Source organism: Paenibacillus sp. FSL L8-0638 (assembly GCF_038593075.1).
Classification (GTDB): domain Bacteria; phylum Bacillota; class Bacilli; order Paenibacillales; family Paenibacillaceae; genus Paenibacillus; species Paenibacillus polymyxa_D.
In genome coordinates this window covers 4881105-4901484 of record NZ_CP151960.1, presented here as the reverse complement: position 1 = coordinate 4901484, position 20380 = coordinate 4881105, and the positions used below count along the sequence as shown (strand labels likewise).

Genomic DNA, 20380 nt, shown 5'->3' with positions numbered 1-20380 from the left:
ATCTGCTGTGAAAAGCTACATTAACAAAGGAGTATTTTATTTATATGCACAGGCGTTCCTTTACCTATTTGCTTGGCACGCAGACCATGTCTAATGCGGCCGACATTCTTTACATTATGGCACTTGTGTCTCTGGTTTTTCATGAAACGGACTCCATCTTCTCTTCGGTGCTCGTTCCGTTGCTGCGAATGGGAGCACAGATGATCAGCGGCTTTTTAGCACCGCTCATTTTGGCCCGATTCCAGCTTCCTTTTATTTTATTCGTTTCTCAGTTCGGACAACTGGTTTTCTTCGCTATTCTGCTGGGCCACTTGTGGTCAGCGGGCACGGAGCCGATATGGGTGATTGTGTTTACGTTGGTGGCAGCCATGTCCTTTCTGGACGGCTGGACCACGCCTGCACGTAATGCGCTGATTCCTCGCCTTGCGTCCGGGGAAGGACTCATGCGGGCAAACAGTCTGGTATCGGTCAGCGATCAGACGGTGCAATTAGCGGGGTGGGGGCTTAGTGGTGTGCTCGTAGCCATGCTAGGCTCGGAAAAAACACTGCTGGTGGCTGGCGGATTGTATATGGTAGCAATGATCTTCACCAGCTTGATTCGAGATCCACTAGAGGGCAAAGTCCATTATTTACTGCAACCTGGAACAAGGGTGCGAGGTGGAGATGTTTCGGTTTCCGAAGCTGGTACTGAGCCCGGGCAAGGGCATCATGACATGCCTCCTATGCATTTGGAAGATACGCTGCTTGGCCATGAGTCAGAGAGCCCCGAATTACCTCCAAAGCGTAAAAAGGAGATACTGCGTGAAGGCTGGAGCCTCATCGGAGCCAGTCGCAGACTGAAAGCTCTTATTTTCATGGATATGATTGACCTTCTAGGGGGTTCGGTTTGGGTAGGCGCGTTCACGCTTGCTTTCGCTCAGCAGGTTTTGCACAAAAGTGAGGCATGGTGGGGATACATCAATGCAGCGTATTTTGCAGGAGCGATTGGCGGCGGTATCGTGGTCCTCGCCTGCGTCAAGTATTTGCAGCGCAGACTGCTGCCCGCCATGTTGGCGGGGATGGCAGGCTATGGGCTGCTGACAGCTTGGTATGCACTGAACACATTACCGCCACTAACGCTGCTTATCGTGCTGTTGATGGGACTACCTGCGGAAATGTCCGTCGTATCCCGCCGCACGATGATGCAAATGAGTGTGTCTGTACATGATTTGCCTAAGGTGCTGTCCGCCCAGGCTACGCTGACAAGCCTGACGTTTTGTATTTCGCTGCTTTTAATGGGCTGGATTGCAGATCATCTGGGTATCGTTAATTTGTACTTGTTTTCAGCAGGGTTGACGCTGATTGCTGTCATATACGGTATTTTTAGTCGTCGTGCCTTATCTATGTCTTTATCAGCTGAAGTAGCTGCTTCTTCCAAATAAACAGAAAAAGAAAAAGCCCGTCTCCGGGCATATTCAGGTGAACATGCGGATAAACGGTCTTGGACCAGGTTTACCAGCGTGTTCTCCCTGATATGTGGAGACGGGCTTTTTTTAATGTCTTCTATTATTTATCCGAAGAAGCATCCGGGCTCAAATCACATTCTTTTAATGGAACGATTTTAGTACGTTTGGTCCATTTGTAGCCGAGCCACAGCAGAAGGAACAGCGGCACACTCATGTACGTAGCGATCATCGTTTTCCAGTCAATCTCCTGTCCGGTGAAGGCATCCGCCCCTTGCCCGATAATGACAATGATACACAGAGCGAAGGCGAACAACGGGCCAAATGGGAACCAACGGGCTTTGTATGGAAGCTCACTCAGACTGTGACCCTGTGCATTAAAGGCACGGCGGAAACGATAATGGCTAACTGCAATCCCGACCCACGTAATAAATCCGCACATTCCAGAAGCATTCAGCAGCCAGTTATAGACTACACCGTCTCCATACAGGGAGGCGAGAAAGGCTAGCATACCGACAGCGGTTGTGATCAGCAGCGCGTTCATAGGAATGCCGCGTCTATTGATACGTCCGAGGAAACGCGGGGCTTTACCTTCTCGTGCCAAAGCGTACAGTACCCGAGTGGCCGCGTACATACCCGAGTTACCTGCCGACAATACGGAAGTCAAAATAACGGCGTTCATAACAGAGGCAGCAATCGCAAGCCCTGCTTTTTCAAATACGAGCGTGAACGGGCTGACCCCGATATCACTGATATCTCCCCGCAGCAGATTCGGATTGGTGTACGGAATGATCAATCCAATCACGAGAATTGCGAGAATATAAAAGAACAGGATGCGCCAAAAGATTTGACGGATGGCGCGCGGCACATTTTCACGCGGATTTTCGCTCTCTCCAGCGGCTACCCCAATCAGCTCCGTTCCCTGAAAGGAAAAGCCCGCTGCCATGAATACGCCCAGTACAGCAAAGAATCCACCATGGAACGGGGCGTCTCCTACCGTGAAGTTGGCAAAGCCGACCGCAGGACCACCCATAATGCCGAAGATCATCAGCACACCTACAGTCAAAAAGATGACCACAGTCACAATTTTAATCATGGCGAACCAGTATTCAGACTCACCGTAGCCTTTGACGGTCAACGCGTTCAGTGCGAAGATTACGGCCAGGAATAACAGACTCCACCAGGCAGAGTGACTTTCCGGGAACCAGTATTTGATCAGCACGGTCGCTGCTGCCAATTCGGCAGCAATCGTCACCGCCCAGTTGTACCAGAAGTTCCAGCCCATGGCAAAACCAAAAGCCGGATCGACGAAGCGACCTGCATAGGTGTTAAAAGAGCCGGATTCAGGCATAAATGTAGCCAACTCACCGAGGCTGGTCATAAGGAAGTAGACCATGAGGCCAACTGCTGCATAAGCCAGCAGGGCACCACCGGGTCCAGCTTCGGCAACTGCGCCTCCACTGGCGAGGAACAGGCCTGTTCCGATAGAGCCGCCGAGGGCGATCATCGTCATATGGCGGGCTTTGAGACTTTTACGCAAGGTTCCGTCAGGTGTTGCTTTGTGTTGCACGTTCAAACACTCCTTCATGAAATTGTATTTCATGTCAGGGCAAGAGCTAGAAGGAGGGGGAGTATATAAATCAAAAAACCGCAGGGAATACGCCTGCGGTTTTGTCTATGCATTCCGCACCATACCTTCTTCTATAACAAGATAGCTCAACACACGTGTCTGTGTTAGGACAGCGTGTGACAGTTCTGCTCCTTTCGGTTAGCAGCCCCAGCATTCGGAGTATTTACAAAGAGTCAGCTCCGCATACTTCGGCGGGTGTACCTTTCCACTGGAATCTCAGACGGCTCTTATCGTCTCCTCCGGTGTACCGATTACATCCGCGACCTCTACCTCATCATAAAACAGGGTTGATGAGGTGTATGACATGATATTTTATTGTATAGCGAATTACAGTATATCGTACCTGTACATCTTCTGACAATCGACAATTTTTTGAAAATCACTCGTAGAATCTTAAATTAAGAGTTCCGCTTGGCCATCTGCTGCCAAACTGTGCCCGCGGCTTGTTCGCCTGATTCGATGCGTTCCAGCGCCATTTTAGCCTGCAGACTGACCTCGAATTCTGGATCATCGACCGCCTTCTCCAACGCATCACGGGCATCCTCGGTTCCCACCTCGTATAAAAAACGTGCCGCCCGCCAGCGTACCAACTTGCTGCTATCCGACAGGGCTCCGATCATTGCACTGGTAGCGACCGGATCGCCGATGTCCGACAACGTGTCGCCTGCGGTGCGGCGTACTGCCGCTGAAGGATCGCGCAGCGCCTCGGCTAGCAGTTCCATCGCCTCCGGTGAGCGAATATCGCCCAGATAGACGACGCCCAGCCGCCGCAGCTGCATTTTGTCGTCATGCAGCGCTTGCCGGATAAGCGGCAAATGCTCGGGCGTCGGTTCCAGCCGATCCAGCGCAGCGTAGCGTGTGCGCCAATCCCCGTGCTGCAGGGCCTGCTCCAGCTCGGAATCACTCCACTCGCGGCGTTCCTCCACGAATTCGCTGTTGTTTGCACCGTGGGCAATCGCTTGTTGGATAATCTGCTCCAGCCGCTCTTGTGGAAAGGCTGCCTCCAGTTCCTGCTCAACCTCACGTGCAATGTCCGGCAGTTCACCATAGCGGACGCCGTAATCACTCAGCTTGCGTTCCTTAATCAGCGTTGCGCTCGCTACACGGGTAACGGCTTGCACAAAGCGGTCGGACAAGGAGATTCGTTCCTCCTGCTGCCCTGCCTTGACTCGAATTTGCATAGGAAGGCCGCGAAAAAATTGCACAAAGACCTGTGCCTCGCCAAACGCTTCTCCAGAGGTTTCCTCTGGCAAATCCCAATTGGCGTCAGCGCCTTCCTCGCCTAGCTGATCTCGGACTTGACCCAGAATAGTAGACCAATCTGCATTCCCTTTGCGGTCAAGGGCTACAAAATCGGTCGTGTGAAACACGCTTTTGACTCCTTCAATGCCCAGCATGCGCCGGATAAATGGGGGAGCGGAACGCTCATTGTCCCGTGTATATGTTCTGCGGATACCCGCTTCCAGTCGCTCATCCAGATGCAGCATCATGGTGTTTGGACTGGGAGTTGGCTCGATAGATGTTATTTTCATAGCTCAGTACAGCCTCCTGTTCAAAAGTTCTCCATATATAGCTTATCTGTATTGTAACTCATTCTGCGAATGTCTCCAAAGAGAAGTTCGCGTTTCGCAGGAAAATGCAATGACATATATCACGATGATTCATATAAACATGGCTGATGAATATGGAGGTTTTTTTAATAAAAACAGGATGCTATATAAGCCGAACTCGAAAAATTAACATGAAACGGAGTAGGCGGAATGGTGCTGTACAAGCGTAGCGGTCGCTTTTGTCCCCGGATTTCTACCCTAATCATAGGCTTTATTTTAGAAATCCGGGGGCGATGGGAAGCACCATCCGAATGCGCAGTGGCACTATGTATCTTTTAAGTTCGGTTTATAGTTTGATGCTGTTTATGCATTCCGCTTCAGCGGATCGTTCTGGTGGCTGCGAATGAGCAGGGAGGCGATAAATCCCACAGACAGAACTGCCGCCAGCAGCATAAATGTAGTCATCTGATTGCCGCCATTCCCCATCAAACGAATGGAGAGCATAGGAGCTAGACTTGTACCGGCAAACAGGATGAAGGTATATAGTGAGACAGCTATAGCCCTCGCTGCACCGCCGAGCTGGCCGACGATTGCTATGAGTGAAGGAACACTCAGGGCAATGCCGCTGACAAAGCATACACTCAACACCACGATAGTCATAAGAGAGTGTGTCATTCCCATCAGCGCCAAACTCAGAATGGAAAGAATAAGAGCTGTACGTAATATAAGGTGCACACCGTATTTCTGGGCTAGCTTTCCGGCGAATGGTGAAAGGAGCATGCCGATGATACCAGCGGATCTGACATAAAGCATCTGTCGGCTATTCAGGCCAAATTCAGGGCCGCCAAGATAGCTACCCAAAACCGTATACATGCTTACAAAGGACATCAGGAGAACAAAAGCAACCGTGTAGCTTAACCATAAAGGATACGAGCGCAGAACGGTCCCCAACTGACTGAAAGCTGCCCAAATGCGAACACCTCGTTGAGGGGAGGGGGTTTTAGGTAGGAAAAAAAGGACGATTAGGAAGGTAATTGCATACAAAATGCCTAGCATCCGAAATACCGTATTCCACCCCATTTGTTCGCTAATGACAATACTAAATACCTGACCAGCGATACCTGCTACTAGAAAACCGGTGCTGATAAAACCGATAGCCGTTACCCGTTTTTCGGTCGGGAACATATCGACAGCGTATGCAAGAGCAACGGGAGAAAAGGTGGCCGCAGCTAAACCCTGAAGCAAGCGCAGTGTAACTAATACAGAATATTGACTGGTTAAGCTGATGGATAACGAAATAATCGTTAATGCGAGCAGTCCGATGACGATAACCTGCTTTCGTCCAAAGCGGTCAGACAATCCACCATAAACAAGACATCCCGCCGCAAAGCCTAAGGAAAAGATACTGCCCGGTAGGGCTGCTTCAGCAAGCGTTTTTCCAAACACTTTAGCAAAAAGAGGGACCAAAGGGATCGTCACATACAGGCTGGACATAACGGCAACCGCTGACCAGCATAGGATTACAGTCATCCATGCATAAGGGAGAGCCACATTTTCTTTCTGTATAACGGTATGATTGGTTCGTAATTTACTCATCAATTGAACACTCCTTGATCATAAAATAAGCAGCTTGTTGATACGCGCAATTAATTATATTAGATAACCTAATTATATGTTTAAAAAAATTTATCTGCCCACCCCCAATCTGTTTTCCATATGATGATGGATTTTTTCTATAATCCGCGAAAAAACGACCTGCTCCTCTGGCTCCAAAATACTCGCTAGAGAAGCACAGGAAGACCAAAATACAGGAAGCACCTGCTGTACAAGATGAGTCCCCGCTTCTGTAATGCGTACATGAATTTTGCGTCGATCTGTAGAATTATGTTCTCTGATAATCCATCCTCGTTGCTCTGTCCAGTCCAGGAGGGATGTAACAGATGCACGACGGATGCCTAGGCGGTCGGCAATCATAGAGGGGCTCATCTGAGCCTGGGATTGGTGCAATGTCAATAGCAACAATAAATCTAGCTTACTCTCTGTCAGTCCGTAAGCGGCTAAATCCAAATCTACCGCGTCGAGCACATTATCACCTGTCCATAGCAGGAAGAGACCAATGCGGGCAAGTTGTCGGTCCGTTTCTGCAAGGGCAGTTTGATCCATTAACTCCAGATAAGGTTCTGGACCCAGACGGGGAAGGGGTTGCTGGACGGTGTCCCGCTTACTTTGTTTTGGTGGCACAAGTTCACTCTTTTCATATAATTAGGTTATCTAACTATATATCAATATAACGTATTGAAATGCATAAGACAATATCTAAAAAGAAATACGGCTACATTCAATGCAGAAGTAGGGTTAAAACTCGGAAGAATGAACCAAACTGTGAATAGGTTACCAAAATGCGCCAATAGATAAGTGAAGGAGGCGTTCCGATGTTCCGCAAGCAGGAAAGAACGCTCATTATTGTATGTATAGTAATTGCGGCCATTATGCTATATGCCGTAATTAAAAGCATAGCTCGCTTGACTCCTTAGTTGGTAATCCAGAGTGATCCACGAAGTTTAAAATGTGAAATGAAGGAGTGAAACCCATTTGTCTTCACTGGACCCTGTATTGCTAAGCCGGATGCTGACCGGAATTACCCTGTTTGTTCATATCGTATTTGCGTCTATCGGCGTTGGCGTCCCCTTAATGATTGCACTAGCAGAATGGCGAGGACTGCGAACCGGTGATCCACATTACACCCTGCTGGCCCGACGGTGGGCGCGAGGGTTTGTCATTACCGTTGCCGTGGGTGTCGTTACAGGCACCGCCATTGGTCTGCAGCTCAGCTTGCTTTGGCCCACCTTTATGCGGGTGGCTGGACAAGCGATTGCGCTGCCCCTGTTTTTGGAGACGTTTGCTTTTTTCATCGAAGCTATATTCCTGGGCATCTATTTGTATACCTGGGATCGGTTTAAAAGCAAATATTTTCACCTGATGCTGCTCATCCCGGTAGCGATTGCCTCATCTGCATCAGCGGTTTTTATTACGACTGTGAACTCGTTCATGAACCAACCTCAAGGCTTTACACTCAAAAATGGAGTCATGACAAATATTCATCCCATCGAGGCCATGCTAAATCCGGCTACGCCGACCAAAGTTTCTCATGTACTGGCTTCCTCGTATACATTGAGCGCTGGGGTGCTGATGGGATTGGCTGCTTACAGTATGCTGCGGGGACGTAATCACCCTTATTTCAAAAAAGCGCTGAAGCTGACTGCCACCTGTACCATTGTGTTTGCCATCAGTACTGTGATGATTGGAGATGCATCCGGTAAATTTCTGGCCAAATATCAGCCGGAGAAGCTGGCTGCCGCCGAATGGCATTTTGATACGATGACGCACGCGCCCTTCGTATATGGCGGATACATGGATAAGAACGGTGAAATCAAATATGCGCTGAAAGTGCCTTATGCACTTAGTGTGTTGGCCGGGAACCTGCCCAGTACGGAGGTCAAGGGTTTAAATGATTATCCCGTAGATGAGCGTCCGCCCCTGTCTATCCATTATATGTTTGACCTCAAAATCACCACAGGGGTGCTGATTCTCGTCATTCCGCTGTTGTATCTGATCCGCAAGCGTTTGCCAGGTCGCAAACCATACCCCAGATGGCTGCTGTTGGCGCTCATTCTGGTAGGGCCGATGGCGATGGTAGCTATTGAGCTCGGATGGATGTTCGCGGAGGTCGGTAGACAGCCGTGGATTTTACGCGGATATATGAAGGTGTCCGAAGCAGCAACCACTTCTACGAGTGTCGGGTGGATGCTGGTGTTGTTTGTTATTTTGTATCTGGTGTTGTGCTTCTCGGCCATTAAGGTACTCAGCAAGCTATTCCGCAATAAGGATGCGGTGGAAGAGATAAGACAGCTCGGCCTGGAAGGGGCTGATGGCAAGTGAGCTATGAAATTGTAGGTATCGCCATTTTGTGGACGTTCCTGTTCGGATATTTGCTTATAGCATCTATTGATTTTGGTGCAGGTTTTTTCAGCTTTTACAGTGTGTTAACAGGCCACCAGAACAAAATCCACAATATCATTCAACGGTATCTATCCCCGGTGTGGGAGGTAACAAACGTATTTCTCATCTTTTTTGTGGTGGGATTAAACGGGTTCTTCCCGGATGCGGCATATTACTATGGTACGGCGTTACTCGTTCCCGGCAGTATTGCGATTGTGCTTCTTGCCATCCGGGGAGTGTATTATGCATACAATACGTATGGGCATTCCGGCACCAATAATATCGTCTACATGGCGTTGTACGGTGCGACAGGGTTACTGATTCCGGCGGCACTGTCGACGGTCCTCGCTATATCGGAAGGCGGCATTATTGTAGAAAACAGCACAGGTGTTCATCTGCATTGGGGTCAGCTATTAAGCAATCCCTACACGTGGGCGGTTATTATTCTGGCACTGGTGAGTGTATTGTATATATCGGCGATGTTTTTGTGCTTTTATGCCAAAAGGGCAGGGGACAAGGTCGCTTTCGAAATCGTACGAGGGTACGCGTTGCTCTGGAGTGCTCCTACGATTTTGGCGAGTTTGTTTGCATTTTTTCAGATTAACAAACAAAATCCGGATCATTTTACCAATATGCTGAACATAGCCTGGATGTTTGTCGCATCCTTCATATGCTTTGCGGGAGCAGTTTATCTGGTATGGCAGCGGCGGCATCTAGGGGTTTCGTTCATATTGGTGATGCTGCAATTTGCATTTGCCTGGTATGGCTACGGCCGCTCGCATCTCCCGTATGTTCTGTATCCCTACATTAATGTGTACGATAGCTTTACAAATTCTACGATGGCGTATGCGTTGATTACGGCGTTTGTTGCGGGTCTGCTGGTGCTGATCCCTTCGCTGATCCTGATATTAAGATTGTTTCTGTTCGATGCAAAATATGTGCGCGGACATGAAGGGAAGAAAGGGTGAGTTAGAGTGGCTGCTTTCGAGCATTTTACGATTATGTATGAGTCACCTATCATTATCGTCGTGGCGATTGTGTTTTTGTTTATTTATTCGGCACGCTTTAAAAATCCACAAGATTGACAACAACAGGTGGAACAGGCCTTCCTGATTGATCCGGGAGGTCTGTTTTTGCTGTATTATCGCAGAATTTCCTTTACAGACGTGATTGAATTATACTTTACATAGATCAGGATGTTGCATCATTTTATGTTCACACTCGAATGACAATATATAGTTAAATTGAACCGCTGCGTTTTTTGGAGAACGGGTTCATCAGGGAGGGAGCTGCATCATGCCCAAAGTTCGTTTTAACAATATGGATCATGTAAATACCGATAAAACCATCAAGCAATTCAGACAATGGCGGCAAGAGCGACGCAGCAAAATAAAGGATTATACGTTCGTTGTGCCAAACCATCCCCCGGAGCTGGAGTTTCTGCATAGCAATCGGGAGATGGCGACAGCCACCTGGGTGGGACATTCCACCTTTTTCATCCAGTATCTTGGGCTGAATATCATCACCGATCCGGTGTGGGCAGAGCGTATGGCTTTTGATAAAAGGTTGGCCCCGCCCGGCATTCGCATCCAGGATGTACCACCACTAGACATCATTCTGCTGTCTCATTCACACTATGATCATTTACATTTAGAATCCTTACGGAAATTATATCGTGCAGATACGCTGATGCTTGTACCCTCGGGGTTAAAGGCGAAAATGATCCGCAAAGGTTTTCGTAACTGTCATGAGCTGCAATGGTGGGAGCATTTTACGGTAGGAGGGGTACGGTTTACGTTTGTTCCAGCCCAGCATTGGACACGACGCACGCCGTTTGATACCAACACTTCGCATTGGGGTGGATACGTTCTGCAAAATGAGCAGCAGGTGATTGGCTCTGCCACGTCCGTCACGAAATCTCATTCTCATTCGAATACAGATTCAGAGCATACACCGACATTGTATTTTGTGGGAGACACTGGATATTTTCGTGGGTTTAAGGAGATTGGCGAGCGCTTTGCCATTGACCTGACCTTTATGCCGATTGGCGCGTATGAACCGGAATGGTTCATGACCTCGCAGCACGTGACACCGGAGGAGGCATTGCAAGGGTTTGTAGATTGCGGCGCAGATCAGATGATTCCGATGCACTACGGAGCCTTCAAACTAGCGGATGATACGCCAAGAGAGGCGCTGGATCGTCTCGAAGCGGAGCGTGAGCGTATGGGTATTGCGAAGGAACGCATTCATGTTCTAGGGCACGGAGAGACGCTGAAAATTGGACGTCGCTGCTCAACTACAATCTGAGAGATTCGACATCATCCTTATATAAGAGGATTTTGCAAAATCCTGATAAACAAAGCGGCTCGGCGGACAATTAATTTTGCCTGCCGAGCCGCCTTTTTTGGTTTTTAGCTATAATGCAGGGTTAAACTGCTTCGGAATCACTTGCCAAAGAGGAATCGCTGTTGGCGATGGGATGACGAACGATTTTAACTTCATAGAACGTGATTTTATTTTCAATAATATAGTCCGGAATTTGACGATGGCTATGGGATTCGCGGAATGCTTCGCTTTTCGTCCAGCCTTGGAAGTTCTCTTTTTCTTTCCAGCGTGTACTGATCGTTACTTCCTCATAATCCTCCGTGTTTTCAGTCAGCAGCACTTCCAGACCGAGAAAGCCTTCCATTTTTTCAACTTTTCCTTCTTTGTTAAATCTTTCGATGAGTAGATGTGCATTGCCCGGTGTGATTTTAGATGTATTTGTTACGATAACCATATTAAATTCCTCCTGAATGATGTGGTATGGTCGGTATAATAACCGGATAGCCATCCTCAAATTTGATGGTAGCGTTCATTTCATAAATGTCGCGAAGAAAAGCAGACGTCAAAATCTCATGGGGTTCGCCGACAACGGCGATTCGTCCCTTTTTAAGCGCAATGATATGATGACAATAGGCCGCAGCTTGCTGCAAATCATGTAGTACCATAACAATCGTCAAGCCGGACTCGTGATTGATACGCCGCAGCATATCCATAACTTCAAATTGGTGGGCGATATCCAGAAAAGTGGTCGGTTCATCGAGCAAAAGAATACCCGTTTGTTGGGCCAAGGCCATTGCAATTCGCGCTTTTTGTTGTTCACCTCCCGATAGAGTATGGAACATCCGATCCGCATAGGGCTGGATACCCGTGATCTTCATGACATGGTCCACGATTTGCTGGTCCTGTCCGGTATGGCGTACCCTCAAGCCCTTGGCATGAGGAGATCTTCCGTAAGCGACCAGCTCGCGGACCGTCAATAACGGCAGCATATCCTTCATTTGCGGTAGCATTGTAATCGTCTGGGCAAGATCACGCCGCTTGTATTCCTGCACGGGCTTGCCCAATACGGAAACCTGACCTTGATCCTGCTTGAGCAACCGGGTCATAATCCGCAAAAGCGTGGATTTGCCTGAACCGTTCGGCCCGACGATCGCGGTGAGCTGACCAGCAGGCAAGGTGATATTCACATCGACCAGCTTGAAATACCCACGTTGTAAGGAGATATGCTCACCCTGAATGGCTGTCATCCGAAATTCCCCCGTTTCTTGAGTAAGATTAAGAAGAACGGTGCCCCAATGACGGCCAGCAAAATACCTACAGGCAGTTCGATCGGGTCAAACCAGGATCGCGCCACCGTATCTGCGAGAACAACCAGCGTTCCGCCGCCCACAATGGAAAGGGGAAGGAGGAAACGATAATCTTCCCCGATTAGCAGCCGTATGACATGGGGAACGACCAGTCCTACAAAGCCGATCAACCCGGCTACACTGACTGCTGTACCGGCGAGCAGGGCAGAAAGCAGGATAATGAGCATACGTTGAAGCTCTACTCGCTGGCCCAGCAGCTGTGCTGAATCGTCGCCCAGTAGCAGTAAATTAGCAGGTTTAATCGCAAAGAAAGAGGCGATTAATCCAATGATGGCGTAAGGCGCCATGAACTCCAGATGATGCCAGCTTCTTCCGTTTAATCCGCCGGATAGCCAAGGAAGAACGGCCTGTACGCGGTCGCTGAACATGACCATTACGCCGTTGGTGAGTGCGCCCAGCAGCGCATTGATCGCAACGCCAGCCAGCACAATTTTGACAGGCGACGCCCCTCGGTCCCAAGCCAGCAGATAAATGACGATTGCGCTCAGAAAGGCTCCCAAAAAGGCGGTTATCGGAAGAAGGTAACTGAGCTGGGGAAGCATCACCATCGTAATGACGGCGGCAAGTCCACCTCCAGCCGATACACCAATAATGCCAGGGTCAGCCAATGGATTTTTCATGACACCTTGAAGAAGTGCTCCGGAAGCTGCAAGACAAGCTCCTACCAGTAAACCTACTAATACTCTGGGTAGCCGGAGATCCATCAGGATCGTGCGATATGTAGATTCATTATTATGTAGCAAAACATGATTGATTTCTTGAAGTGGAATCGACACCGAACCGTAGGCCAGACCGTACACAGAGACGGCCAGCAGTAGAATCGGAAGGGTAATCCAGGCGATGGTGCGTCTTCTGGCGCGCTGTAGTTTGTTCATCGCCATCGCCTATTTCGCCGGATACAGCTTTTGATGCATCAAATCCAGCGCTTTAGTGACCCGTGTGCCCGGATTCGTACCGAACAGATCTGAAGGTAAAACCTCGACCTGATTGTTTTTGACTGCTCGGATTCCGTTCCAAGCTGCATTTTCCTGCATTTCCTTTATAAATGCAGCTTTAACATCTTCTGTATTGCCATGAGTCATGATGAAGATGTAGTCAGGGTCAGCCTGTATGATGCGTTCTGTGTTCAGCTGCGCATATTGCGGGAAATTTTGCAGGCCCGGAAAATCAGCGGCGATGTTAGAGCCACCCGCAGCTTCCAGAATGTTTCCACTCAGTGAATTCGGCAGTGCCGCCATGTACGTAGCCGGGGCTCCGTAGACGAGCAACACCTTCGGTTTGGAGGCAGAAGCGGTTTCCTTTTGTAGCTTGGTTACTTGTTGGTCAATTTGCTGGTTCAGCTTTACGGCCTCGGCTTGCTTTTGTAGTAATTGTCCGAACAGTGTAATTTGTGTCTGGATATCCTGAACTGAATTGGCACCAGTCAGCAGCAGCTGTGAACCTACTCCTTCAATGGCTGGAATGTCTTTTTCATTCATAGGATAATTGCCTAGCACGACATCCGGTTTGAGCATCGTAATTTTCTCCAAATCTACTTCATGAGTGGAGCCTATTTGCTGAACGTTCTCAGCAGCAGGTACGACGACAGGTCCATTGGAGTTGGGTCTTCCTACGGCTGTCCCGCCCAATGCGTATATAATATCCAGATCGCCATTGCTGAGCGCAACGATATGTTGAGGAACCTTTTGAAACGCCAACGTCCGTTTTGAAAAATCAGTAACTTGGATGGCTGCACTGCTTGTCGTGCCAGAAGTGGCAGATACGGAGGCACTGGTTGGTTTATGATCTGTGGTCGAGGCACCATTACTACATCCGGTAACTGCCAATAAAAGCACTGCGGACGACCACAACATATAAGATTTCATGTTATTCCTCCTGCAATTTTCGAGTTAAACAATAATGATAATCATTTTCAATTATATATAAGAGAATGATAATGAATATCACTGGGCAATGTCAATTGAAAAAACAAAATTTTTAAATAAATTTTGAACTAAAAATAAAAGGGATATATTCGAATTAAAGAAGAAGGAACTACAAATTTTTCTTAAAAAATAGCATATATCAAGGGATTGCGTACACGAAAATACATATTGACATTTTCGAAAAGTGTAAGATATATTGGTGATGGGTTTACTTTATTTTGCGAAATTATGGAATAGAGAGGTGGGGAGACAAGCTCGAAAAGAGCTATTTTTTTTAAATTACCAATTGAGAATGATAATCAATTAGTTTATTCTCGTGGGGAGGGACTGCTGTCAAAATGAAGAAGGGGTATTCTGCAATTATTGCTGTGTTTCTGCTGGTGAGTGTGCTGAACTTTTGGCCAACTTCGTCATCTGTAGGAGCCACTGCGGCTTCTCCAAAATTGGCGGATGGTACATACACGCTCAAATACAATATCCTCAAGGCAGAAAATGATTCGGTGTCCATGGCTAATGATTATTTTGAAAAACCAGCTAAGTTGTATGTGAAAAAAGGTCAAATGACCATGCAAATTAAGCTGAATCATAGCGAATGGACAACTGGGTTTAAAGTAGATTACAAAGGCAAAATCATCGATACCAAGGTCATCCATAAGGATGCCAAAACCGATACCCGCACCGTACAATTTCCAATTACGAGTGTGAACAGCCCGCTAATCTCTAAAATCCATGTTACTGTCCCTGCGTATAACTACGATCATGACTATACGATCCGCTTCGCTTTTGATTCCAAAAGTGTCAAAAAAGTAGCAGCCGTCCAGTCAGCAAAATCAACTAAATCTTCCAAGAAGTAAATTCAAGCCATCTCTATCGTTCATAAAATCAACACAAATTCAAGCATAAAAAATGGAGGAGTGTGTGTAGATATGAATATGGTAATGAATCGCTTTGAGCAATTTTCTTTTAAGAAGGTATTCGTAGCATTGATCATGACAGCGCTTGTTTTTGCACTTGTTGCTCCATTCTCAGCTAAAGCGGCAGCAGCCGACGGCACGTACAACGTAGACTACACCGTTCTGAAGGATCAAACCAATGAGACTTCTCGATTGGATAGCTACCTGACGAAGCCTGCTCAGGTTACGGTAGCTAACGGCAAAAATGTCGTTCGTCTGACTGTGAAAAGCAGCAATCTGATTACAACGTTCAAAGTAGAGCAAAATGGCGTTCTGCAAGATGCGACTGTAGTGAGCACAGATACTGCTAGCAACACTCGTGTAGTGGAATTCGAGGTTGCTGATCTGAATGCAAAAGTGAATGCTTACGCTGAAATCACAATCCCAGTAATCGGCTACACAGGCAAGTATGATGTACAACTGCAATTCGACGAAATCTAATCCAAAATAAAACGTAAAGGAGATTAAGAACATGAACATGATTATGAATCGTATGGAGAAATTGTCTTTGAAAAAAGTAATGCTTACTGTACTGATGGCAGCGCTTGTTTTTGTGGTACTAGCTCCATTTTCTACCAATAAGGCGAATGCGGCTTTGCCTAATGGAACGTATCAATTGCCTTATACCGTTTATAAAGATGGAACCACTCAGCCATCTTACATGGATACAAATGGTTATGTGAAAAAACCAGCCACACTGATTGTTACGAATGGTCAATATAAAGTGCGAGTAGCTATTACCAAGAGTGCATGGGTTACTGAATTCAAAACTCAACAAAACGGTCAGTATGTGAATGCGACTGTGGTAAGCACATCAGGGGATACAAGAATAGTCGAATTCCCTGTAACTAGCCCGTCTCAAAAATTGAACGTTAAACTGCATGTAAGTGTGCCTGCAGAATACACTGGTGGTATTCCGTACGATCACGACTATGTTGTTCAATTCCAATTCGACGACAGCGATATCTAAGGCTTCTTTTTGAAAATATAATTTTGAATTGAATACTCATTTGGAGCTTACTTTCAATGCTCCAAATGAGTATATTTTAAGTAGGGGGATACATCACCTTGAAAAGCCGATTTAACAAATACATTACGACATTCGCTGCTATTCTAATGTTGTTTTCTTTATTTTCACCATACGTAGGAGCAACCCCTGAAGTTGATTCCACTTCCCAAAATTTGCCCGATTCAAGCACTACAGTCACTAGTGCTACTTATGCTACTTATGAGATGCCGGTAGAAGTACCTAGCACATATGCTGAGCCTACCAATGCTGTAACTACCACAGATGCGACCTATGCAGATGGAGAATACCTGATTGATTACAAACCTTTAAGAAAGACAGTCAGCGGTAACACCAGAGATTCGAGTTTCAAAACAAACTATACCTATCCTGGAGATTTGATCATTAAGGATGGAAAATACCATTTTTCATTTAAGTTTGCGGAAACTCAAGGGCTATCGAAATTTTTAGTAGAACAAAACGGGGAAACAGTTCCCGCAAAAATAGAGGTGGATTCTGGGAAAGCTTCCGGGACTGTAAGCTTCGATGTTTATGATTTTCATCAAAATGTAAATACGGAGTTTGGATTTAATAGCAGTTCTCCGTGGTATGTAGATACCGATCCAGATCGTTCAGTGAAGGAATGGATTGAGTTTGATCCTTCCAGCTTGAGACTTAAAAACTCAACGGAGAATCCAACGGTTCCACCTGTAACACCACCGGTGACGCCTCCTAATGCAGGAGAAAAACTTTCTGATTTGGACTTTACCCTTTTGAAAGATGGAACCAATGAAAAGTCTATGATGGATGGGTATACGGAGAAACCAGGCTCACTAATTGAGCGTGGAGGTAAACAATATGCCCAGTTTACATTAAAGAACAGCAAACAGATTGATGGTTTTAAGGTAGAGCAAAATGGGGTGTTAACCGACACTTCTGTTGTAAGTGAAGATCAAACTGCGAATACACGAGTGATCGAGTTTGAAGTGAAAGAACTGCCTGCCAAGCTCAACGCATGGGTGAGCATCAACTGGCCTGAGCTGGGCTACGTGCATACTTATAATGTAGATCTTCAGATGTCTTCTGCACCCGCCCCATCAGATTTGGCGGATGGAACGTATTCTATTAATTTTAATACCCTGCACGCCACAAAAGATCAGCCATCAGCCATGGCACAGTATCTGTTGTCTCCGGCAACTTTGACGGTAGCGAAGGGACAAAAAGAAGTTTCCTTCACCATTAAAGACAGCACTACAGTGACGGAATTCAAAACTGAACAAAATGGAACGTTGACGGATGCAGATATTGTAAGTGTGGACAAGACCACCAATACACGTATTGTGAAATTCAAAGTAGCGGATTTGGACGCGATTTTGAATGCGCAGGTACATGTGAGCACGACCTATCCAGGTGGGGTTTATGAGATGGATCATAAACTTCGTCTTCAGTTCGATAAAAACAGTATCTCGAGAACGGACAACGGTTCAACTCCAGTAACGTCAAATCTGGACTTCACGCTGTTAAAAGACGGTTCAAGTGAAAAGTCCATGATGGATGGATATACAGAAAAGCCGGGTACTCTGGTTGAACGTAAAGGCAAGAAATATGTACAGTTCACTTTGAAAAACAGCAAACAAATTGACGGCTTTAGAGTAGAACAAAATGGAGTATTGACCAACACGACCGTAGTAAGTGAAGATCAAACGGCGAATACACGTGTCATCGAATTTGAGGTTAAGGAAGTGCCTGCCAAACTGAATGCATGGGTAAGCATCAACTGGCCTGAGCTGAACTATGTAGAAACCTATGATGTCGATCTTCAATTAGGAGCGGCAACAACCCCGGTTGACCCTGGGACGCCAGGCACACCAGGCACGCCCGGAAAGAATTTAGCTGATGGAACGTATTCAATCAATTTCGATGCGCTGCACGCAACCAAAGATCAAAAATCGGCCATGGCGCAATATTTATTGTCTCCGGCCACACTGACGGTATCGAAAGGCAAGTATGAAGCTTCCTTTACCATCAAAGACAGCACCACCGTGACAGAGTTTAAAACAGAACAAAGCGGGACACTTACGGATGCAGATATCGTTAGTGAGGACAAGAATGCTAATACACGTGTTGTGAAATTCAAAGTGGCCGATTTGGATGCTATTCTGAATGCACAGGTACATGTGAGCACGACCTATCCAGGTGGGGTTTATGAGATGGATCATAAGCTTCGTCTGCAATTTGACCGCAGCAGCATTACAGCTAAAGGACCGGATAACGGAACCACAACTCCAGTTGAAAATGGCAGATACAGCATTGATTTCTCCGTACTCAAAAACGGAAGCAATGAAATATCTGTGATGGATGGATATATGCAAAAGCCAGCCACACTGTTAAAACAGTCTGGTAAAAATATCATTCAGATCAAAATGGACAAGAGCAGCTGGATCAAAACGTTCAAAGTAAATGGTGCAGAGGCTCAGGTTGTCGATCAATCGAGCTCCGCAAATACAAGAACAGTACAATTTGAAGTGCCAAATCTGTCGGATAAAGTGACAGTGAACACGCATGTCATCGTACCTGGATTGGATTTGAGTGGCATCCCATATGATCACGTGTATGATGTGCAGTTCCAATTCGAGCCTGCTACCATTCGAAGCTTTGTTGAGCCTACCTCTTCAGGGGCGGCTGATCCTATGATTAAACTGGATTTTGACAAGCTTGCCAATGGTAAATATGCTTTGAAATTCAGTATTGTTTTGTCAGATGGCTCAACAGCAGCAGATTCACAGGCTCAACGCTTCATCACTGACGAACCGGCGCAATTGATCGTGGAAGGCGACAAACGGTTTGTAGGTCTGAAGCTGCAAAACAGCAATGAAGTGAAGGCGCTGCGTATTTGGGACAACGCAAGCGGGGACTACCAAGACGCAGAAGTGACCCAGGAAGATGCAGCAAGCAATACGAAGCATGTTCGTTTTAGCGTAAGTGACTTTAAGAGCAATGTAAAAGGCCAACTGGTTGTCTACGAAGCTCCTAAAGTGGCAAGTAGCGCTCCGATGGTTTTCAAGGTGGAGGATCGAGTAGAAAAGGTATATGATTTTGAATTTAAATTCGATACCAGTAATGTATCTTATCACAACGAAACCAAAGCAGACGAAGTAGAACAGGGGAAAAATAACTTGGCCGATGGAGAGTACACTGCGAACTTCCGTGTGCTGGCGAACGGAACGGATAAGGATTCTCTAGTGGCTCCTTTTGTACAGAGTCTAGCGAAGTTGATTGTGAAAAACGGTAAGGTTCAGGCTCATGTAACCGTTACGAACAACCAGGCTTTGAAGCTATTCCAAACGGATTTTGAAGGCCGTTATGCCAATCCGACGATTATGGGTTCGGACACTAAAGGTGACACGCACACAATCGCATTCGAAGTGCCTGATCTGGATAAAAAGTTGAGTGTGTACACACAGGTATATCTGCCTGAGAAATACATTCTAAATGAGAAATTCGGCGGTCAGATTCAATTTGACCGTGCATCGCTCAAAGGTGAGGGAGTCAATACAGCTACAACCGTAACCCCTACTGAACCGATAGTAGCTTCTACGGACAAGGCAGCAGAAACAACTGCATCTGTAGCTGAAACCAAACCAGTAGTTGAGCAACCGGTTCAAATGGCTTCCGAGAAGCAATACACGATTAATTACAACGTATTTAAAGACAAAACGAGTGAAGCTTCCGTTATGGACGGTTATCTCGACAAGCCAGCCACACTGATTGAAAAGGGAGACAAGCGCTATATCCAAGTGACATTGAAAAATAGTTCTTGGATGCCAACTTTACAAGTGGAGCAAAACGGTACCCTGAAAGATGTAGAAGTGATCTCGACATCCGGCGATACACGTGTTGTTCAATTCGAGGTAGGGGACTTGTCCCAGAAAATCAGTGCTTACACACACGTTATTGTGCCTGGCTTGGTTCTTGGCGGAGTGCCGTATGATCACTGGTATACAGTTCAGTTCCAATTTGATGAAGCAAGCCTGAAAGCGAAGTAGCCTCAGGTTGTGACGTCAATGAAGCCCGAATAACAGCAAAGTTTGTATGCGAGCAAGTCTTGGTGCCTCGGCGTCAAGACTTGTCAGCATTTACATACCCGAGGAATTTGCAAAAATCCAATAAGCGACTTCTAGTG

General features: G+C 46.7%; 16 protein-coding genes and 1 riboswitch. Of the genes, 8 read left to right on the top strand and 8 right to left on the bottom strand.

What is annotated here, in order from left to right; all coding sequences use genetic code 11:
• Window positions 1–44 precede the first annotated feature (44 nt).
• Window positions 45–1421, top strand: coding sequence for an MFS transporter (locus MKY35_RS21895; RefSeq protein WP_342444813.1), 1377 nt, complete (start codon window positions 45–47; stop codon window positions 1419–1421).
• A 124-nt stretch (window positions 1422–1545) separates the two neighbouring features.
• Here the strand turns inward: MKY35_RS21895 and MKY35_RS21890 are convergent, their stop codons facing one another.
• The 4 genes from MKY35_RS21890 to MKY35_RS21875 all read right to left on the bottom strand — a co-directional run bounded on the left by MKY35_RS21890 (window position 1546) and on the right by MKY35_RS21875 (window position 6863).
• The gene (locus tag MKY35_RS21890) at window positions 1546–3012 is read right to left on the bottom strand and encodes an amino acid permease (RefSeq protein WP_342444812.1); all 1467 of its coding nucleotides are present in this window, start codon (window positions 3010–3012) and stop codon (window positions 1546–1548) included.
• Window positions 3013–3146: 134 nt separating this feature from the next.
• Window positions 3147–3349: riboswitch (Lysine riboswitch) on the bottom strand.
• 121 nt (window positions 3350–3470) lie between these two features.
• On the bottom strand, window positions 3471–4604 hold the full coding sequence (locus MKY35_RS21885; RefSeq protein ID WP_342444811.1) for a virulence factor: 1134 nt from the start codon (window positions 4602–4604) through the stop codon (window positions 3471–3473).
• Between the two features lie 381 nt (window positions 4605–4985).
• Entirely contained in the window at window positions 4986–6218 is a 1233-nt protein-coding gene (locus MKY35_RS21880; protein WP_342444810.1) for an MFS transporter, read from the bottom strand.
• 90 nt (window positions 6219–6308) lie between these two features.
• Window positions 6309–6863, bottom strand: a complete 555-nt coding sequence (locus tag MKY35_RS21875; protein ID WP_342444809.1) for a MarR family transcriptional regulator — start codon at window positions 6861–6863, stop codon at window positions 6309–6311.
• Between the two features lie 351 nt (window positions 6864–7214).
• On the opposite strand from MKY35_RS21875, the gene MKY35_RS21870 reads away from it, so the two are divergent.
• From MKY35_RS21870 to MKY35_RS21860, 3 genes are all read left to right on the top strand, one after another.
• Window positions 7215–8561, top strand: a complete 1347-nt coding sequence (locus MKY35_RS21870) for a cytochrome ubiquinol oxidase subunit I (protein WP_039273701.1) — start codon at window positions 7215–7217, stop codon at window positions 8559–8561.
• On the top strand, window positions 8558–9589 hold the full coding sequence (locus MKY35_RS21865; RefSeq protein ID WP_342444808.1) for a cytochrome d ubiquinol oxidase subunit II: 1032 nt from the start codon (window positions 8558–8560) through the stop codon (window positions 9587–9589). The genes MKY35_RS21870 and MKY35_RS21865 overlap by 4 nt, the downstream gene beginning before the upstream one ends.
• Before the next feature lie 328 nt (window positions 9590–9917).
• A complete protein-coding gene (locus tag MKY35_RS21860; RefSeq protein ID WP_342444807.1) occupies window positions 9918–10928 on the top strand; it encodes an MBL fold metallo-hydrolase in 1011 nt (336 codons plus the stop codon).
• 121 nt (window positions 10929–11049) lie between these two features.
• Here the strand turns inward: MKY35_RS21860 and isdG are convergent, their stop codons facing one another.
• Genes isdG through MKY35_RS21840 form a run of 4 tightly spaced genes read right to left on the bottom strand, consistent with a single transcriptional unit; the run spans window position 11050 to window position 14178 of the window.
• Window positions 11050–11400: a heme oxygenase gene (gene isdG, locus MKY35_RS21855; RefSeq protein ID WP_029519194.1), complete on the bottom strand. Its 351-nt coding sequence runs from the start codon at window positions 11398–11400 to the stop codon at window positions 11050–11052.
• 1 nt (window position 11401) lies between these two features.
• Window positions 11402–12193, bottom strand: coding sequence for an ABC transporter ATP-binding protein (locus tag MKY35_RS21850; RefSeq protein WP_039273691.1), 792 nt, complete (start codon window positions 12191–12193; stop codon window positions 11402–11404).
• The gene (locus MKY35_RS21845; RefSeq protein ID WP_196245376.1) at window positions 12190–13188 is read right to left on the bottom strand and encodes an iron ABC transporter permease; all 999 of its coding nucleotides are present in this window, start codon (window positions 13186–13188) and stop codon (window positions 12190–12192) included. The genes MKY35_RS21850 and MKY35_RS21845 overlap by 4 nt, the downstream gene beginning before the upstream one ends.
• A 9-nt stretch (window positions 13189–13197) precedes the next feature.
• Window positions 13198–14178, bottom strand: a complete 981-nt coding sequence (locus MKY35_RS21840) for an ABC transporter substrate-binding protein (protein ID WP_342444806.1) — start codon at window positions 14176–14178, stop codon at window positions 13198–13200.
• A gap of 398 nt (window positions 14179–14576) precedes the next feature.
• On the opposite strand from MKY35_RS21840, the gene isdC reads away from it, so the two are divergent.
• The 4 genes from isdC to MKY35_RS21820 all read left to right on the top strand — a co-directional run bounded on the left by isdC (window position 14577) and on the right by MKY35_RS21820 (window position 20243).
• Entirely contained in the window at window positions 14577–15092 is a 516-nt protein-coding gene (gene isdC / locus MKY35_RS21835; protein WP_342444805.1) for a heme uptake protein IsdC, read from the top strand.
• Window positions 15093–15164: 72 nt separating this feature from the next.
• Window positions 15165–15632 (top strand): NEAT domain-containing protein, encoded by a 468-nt coding sequence (locus MKY35_RS21830; RefSeq protein ID WP_029519187.1) that lies wholly within the window; start codon window positions 15165–15167, stop codon window positions 15630–15632.
• 31 nt (window positions 15633–15663) lie between these two features.
• On the top strand, window positions 15664–16161 hold the full coding sequence (locus tag MKY35_RS21825; RefSeq protein ID WP_342444804.1) for an NEAT domain-containing protein: 498 nt from the start codon (window positions 15664–15666) through the stop codon (window positions 16159–16161).
• Window positions 16162–16259: 98 nt separating this feature from the next.
• On the top strand, window positions 16260–20243 hold the full coding sequence (locus tag MKY35_RS21820) for an NEAT domain-containing protein (protein ID WP_342444803.1): 3984 nt from the start codon (window positions 16260–16262) through the stop codon (window positions 20241–20243).
• Window positions 20244–20380 lie beyond the last annotated feature (137 nt).

What these genes read in the sequence shown, in the direction of transcription:
- MKY35_RS21850 (WP_039273691.1), bottom strand. Translation starts at nt 12,193, where the DNA reads ATGACAGCCATTCAGGGTGAGCATATCTCCTTACAACGTGGGTATTTC.
- MKY35_RS21825 (WP_342444804.1), top strand. Translation starts at nt 15,664, where the DNA reads ATGAACATGATTATGAATCGTATGGAGAAATTGTCTTTGAAAAAAGTA.
- MKY35_RS21840 (WP_342444806.1), bottom strand. Translation starts at nt 14,178, where the DNA reads ATGAAATCTTATATGTTGTGGTCGTCCGCAGTGCTTTTATTGGCAGTT.
- MKY35_RS21830 (WP_029519187.1), top strand. Translation starts at nt 15,165, where the DNA reads ATGAATATGGTAATGAATCGCTTTGAGCAATTTTCTTTTAAGAAGGTA.
- MKY35_RS21880 (WP_342444810.1), bottom strand. Translation starts at nt 6,218, where the DNA reads ATGAGTAAATTACGAACCAATCATACCGTTATACAGAAAGAAAATGTG.
- isdC (WP_342444805.1), top strand. Translation starts at nt 14,577, where the DNA reads ATGAAGAAGGGGTATTCTGCAATTATTGCTGTGTTTCTGCTGGTGAGT.
- MKY35_RS21860 (WP_342444807.1), top strand. Translation starts at nt 9,918, where the DNA reads ATGCCCAAAGTTCGTTTTAACAATATGGATCATGTAAATACCGATAAA.
- MKY35_RS21885 (WP_342444811.1), bottom strand. Translation starts at nt 4,604, where the DNA reads ATGAAAATAACATCTATCGAGCCAACTCCCAGTCCAAACACCATGATG.
- MKY35_RS21895 (WP_342444813.1), top strand. Translation starts at nt 45, where the DNA reads ATGCACAGGCGTTCCTTTACCTATTTGCTTGGCACGCAGACCATGTCT.
- MKY35_RS21845 (WP_196245376.1), bottom strand. Translation starts at nt 13,188, where the DNA reads ATGAACAAACTACAGCGCGCCAGAAGACGCACCATCGCCTGGATTACC.
- isdG (WP_029519194.1), bottom strand. Translation starts at nt 11,400, where the DNA reads ATGGTTATCGTAACAAATACATCTAAAATCACACCGGGCAATGCACAT.